Consider the following 3,703-nt stretch of genomic DNA (forward strand, 5'->3'; position numbering starts at 1 on the left):
GTGAGGATCTCAGTTGCTGCCATCTTCGGATGGCCGGCATATATCGGACTGTTTCCTCGGTCTTATGTATGTATCGCGGCTGAAAAAGACGTGTTGTCCAAGTCAAGTACACTAACCAGAGCACTGACGCTTACCTCCTGCACGGACGGTAGGCTATCTGCAGTGCTCATTGTCCAGACGTAGGTCTGGGCGGGAAAAAGTATGCTTTTGAACCGGAATAAGGATGCACAGTTTCTGACCAGCTTCTGTGCGTCGTGCAGACTTTCTGCCTTATGCAGTAACGCGACCGGCGGGTGTAAATAGCCTCAGGTAGCGAAGCGGTAGGGCCTATAGGAAGTCTTGCTTTTTCTGGATCAAATCAAGCGCGAAAAGGGCGTTTGGTGAATGCCTTGGCAGTAAGAGGCGATGAAAGACGTGATACTCTGCGATAAGCCATGGGGAGCTGAGAATAAGCTTTGATCCATGGATTTCTGAATGGGGCAACCCACCTGATACTGTGTTATTACTGCTCTTCGGAGTAGCTAATAATGCGGTTAACCAGGTATTTATAGACTGAATACATAGGTTTATAAAAGCAAACCCGGGGAACTGAAACATCTAAGTACCCGGAGGAAAGGAAATCAATATGATACTCCCCTAGTAGCGGCGAGCGAACGGGGACCAGCCGAGCCATGATTGTGGTTAGAATGCGATGGAATGCGCAACCATAGTGGGTGATAGTCCCGTATAAGAAGCATGATTGGACGTATTAAGTAGGGCGGGACACGTGAAATCCTGTCTGAAGATCGGAGGACCACCTTCGAAGGCTAAGTACTCCTTACTGACCGATAGTGAACCAGTACCGTGAGGGAAAGGTGAAAAGCACCCCGACGAGGGGAGTGAAACAGTACCTGAAACCGAACGCCTACAATCAGTTGGAGGGTCCTTGCGACCTGACAGCGTACCTTTTGTATAATGGGTCATCGACTTGGTCTCACGAGCAAGCTTAAGCCGTTAGGTGTAGGCGCAGCGAAAGCGAGTCTTAATAGGGCGTCGAGTTCGTGGGATCAGACCCGAAACCGAGTGATCTAGGCATGGCCAGGTTGAAGGTAAGGTAACACTTACTGGAGGACCGAACCCACATCCGTTGAAAAGGATCGGGATGAGCTGTGCCTAGGGGTGAAAGGCCAATCAAACTCGGAGATAGCTGGTTCTCTGCGAAATCTATTTAGGTAGAGCGTCATCCGAATACCCTCGGGGGTAGAGCACTGGATGGGTAATGGGGCCCCACAGGCTTACTGATCCTAACCAAACTCCGAATACCGAGGAGTACTAGATGGCAGACACACGGCGAATGCTAACGTCCGTCGTGAAGAGGGAAACAACCCTGACCTCCAGCTAAGGCCCCTAATTCATGGCTAAGTGGGAAAGCAGGTGGGACGACCAAAACAACCAGGAGGTTGGCTTAGAAGCAGCCATCCTTTAAAGATAGCGTAACAGCTCACTGGTCTAAATAAGTTGTCCTGCGGCGAAGATGTAACGGGGCTCAAGCCATGAGCCGAAGCTGAGGATGCATTTATTGCATGGTAGCAGAGCGTAGTGTGACATAGTTCCATGTGTCCTTATCATCCTTCGGGGTGAGTTGGACACGCGGAGCTTTCTGTGAAGCCGGCCTGTAAGGGATCCGGTGGAGAGATCACTAGTGAGAATGATGACATGAGTAGCGACAAAGAGTGTGAGAGACACTCTCGCCGAAAGTCCAAGGGTTCCTGCTTAAAGCTAATCTGAGCAGGGTGAGCCGACCCCTAAGGCGAGGCCGAAAGGCGTAGTCGATGGGAACCAGGTTAATATTCCTGGGCCAGATGGAAGTGACGGATCTCGAGGGTAGTTCATCCTTATCGGATTGAATGGGCTGCTTAGAGGTTCCTGGAAATAGCTCCATCGCTAGATCGTACCCTAAACCGACACAGGTGGACTGGTAGAGAATACCAAGGCGCTTGAGAGAACTATGTTGAAGGAACTCGGCAAAATACCTCCGTAAGTTCGCGAGAAGGAGGCCCGGTTCGTACGCAAGTATGGGCTGGGGGCACAAACCAGGGGGTGGCGACTGTTTATTAAAAACACAGGGCTCTGCGAAGTCGTAAGACGACGTATAGGGTCTGACGCCTGCCCGGTGCCTGAAGGTTAAAAGGAGGGGTGAGAGCTCTGAATTGAAGCCCAGGTAAACGGCGGCCGTAACTATAACGGTCCTAAGGTAGCGAAATTCCTTGTCGGGTAAGTTCCGACCTGCACGAATGGCGTAACGACTTCCCCGCTGTCTCCAACATAGACTCAGCGAAATTGAATTACCTGTCAAGATGCAGGTTTCCCGCGGTTAGACGGAAAGACCCCGTGCACCTTTACTACAACTTCACACTGGCATTAGGCCGAACATGTGCAGGATAGGTGGTGGGCTTTGAAGCGTGGACGCCAGTCTGCGTGGAGCCTCCCTTGAGATACCACCCTTGTTCTGCTTGATGTCTAACCGCGGTCCGTTATCCGGATCCGGGACCCTGTGTGGTGGGTAGTTTGACTGGGGCGGTCGCCTCCTAAATCGTAACGGAGGCGCGCGAAGGTTGGCTCAGAGCGGTCGGAAATCGCTCGTTGAGTGCAATGGCAGAAGCCAGCCTGACTGCGAGACTGACAAGTCGAGCAGAGTCGAAAGACGGCCATAGTGATCCGGTGGTCCCAAGTGGGAGGGCCATCGCTCAACGGATAAAAGGTACGCCGGGGATAACAGGCTGATACTGCCCAAGAGTCCATATCGACGGCAGTGTTTGGCACCTCGATGTCGGCTCATCTCATCCTGGGGCTGGAGCAGGTCCCAAGGGTACGGCTGTTCGCCGTTTAAAGAGGTACGTGAGCTGGGTTTAGAACGTCGTGAGACAGTTCGGTCCCTATCTTCCGTGGGTGTAGGATACTTGAGAGGAGTTGCCCCTAGTACGAGAGGACCGGGGTGAACGATCCACTGGTGGACCAGTTGTTATGCCAATAGCAGTGCTGGGTAGCTATGATCGGACAGGATAACCGCTGAAGGCATCTAAGCGGGAAGCCCCCCTCAAAACAAGGTATCCCTGAGAGCCGAGGTAGACCACCTCGTCGATAGGCCAGAGATGTAAGTGCAGTAATGCATTCAGTTGACTGGTACTAATTGCTCGATAGGCTTGATTTGATCCAGTAGAAGCAAGACTTGGCTACGTAAGTAGCCGACGAAACCTACAGTGATAATCAAAAGCATACACATACATTAGCTGTACATGACTTGGACATATATCTGCACCCTGCGCCGTGGAAACACAGCGCAGGGCGTGGTTTTAGGAATTTTTTTGGTTTGGTGATCATAGCGCGAGCAAAACACCTGGTCCCATCCCGAACCCAGCCGTTAAGTGCCGTAGCGCCGATGGTACTGCGTCTTAAGACGTGGGAGAGTAGGTCATCGCCAAACCTAATAAGTTCCTAAAACCAAGTATCTCTCTGCGATGATCATAAACCCAATTCCGGTCCAGCGCGCAGGCGCCAAACCAGAAACCCGGCCTCACCCCCTTCTTTATGCGGTAGGCCATACCACAGGCCCCAAACAGCGCGACGCGCCGTAGGCCAAAAGTGTCGCGGGATGGAGCAGCCCGGTAGCTCGTCAGGCTCATAACCTGAAGGTCGTAGGTTCAAATCCTACTCCCGCAACCAA

1 tRNA gene and 2 rRNA genes are annotated in these 3,703 nt (G+C 52.2%); all 3 read left to right on the plus strand.

The features are described from left to right. Positions 1–356 precede the first annotated feature (356 nt). The 3 genes from BM174_RS20350 (at position 357) to BM174_RS20360 (ending at position 3,702) form a co-directional block, all read left to right on the plus strand. Positions 357–3,190: ribosomal RNA gene (locus BM174_RS20350) — 23S ribosomal RNA — on the plus strand. A 158-nt stretch (positions 3,191–3,348) separates the two neighbouring features. Next, a 5S ribosomal RNA gene (gene rrf, locus BM174_RS20355) occupies positions 3,349–3,463 on the plus strand. 162 nt (positions 3,464–3,625) lie between these two features. After that, positions 3,626–3,702, plus strand: a tRNA-Met gene (locus BM174_RS20360). Position 3,703: the final 1 nt, after the last annotated feature.

Source organism: Sulfitobacter brevis (assembly GCF_900112755.1).
In the GTDB taxonomy this organism is placed as follows: domain Bacteria; phylum Pseudomonadota; class Alphaproteobacteria; order Rhodobacterales; family Rhodobacteraceae; genus Sulfitobacter; species Sulfitobacter brevis.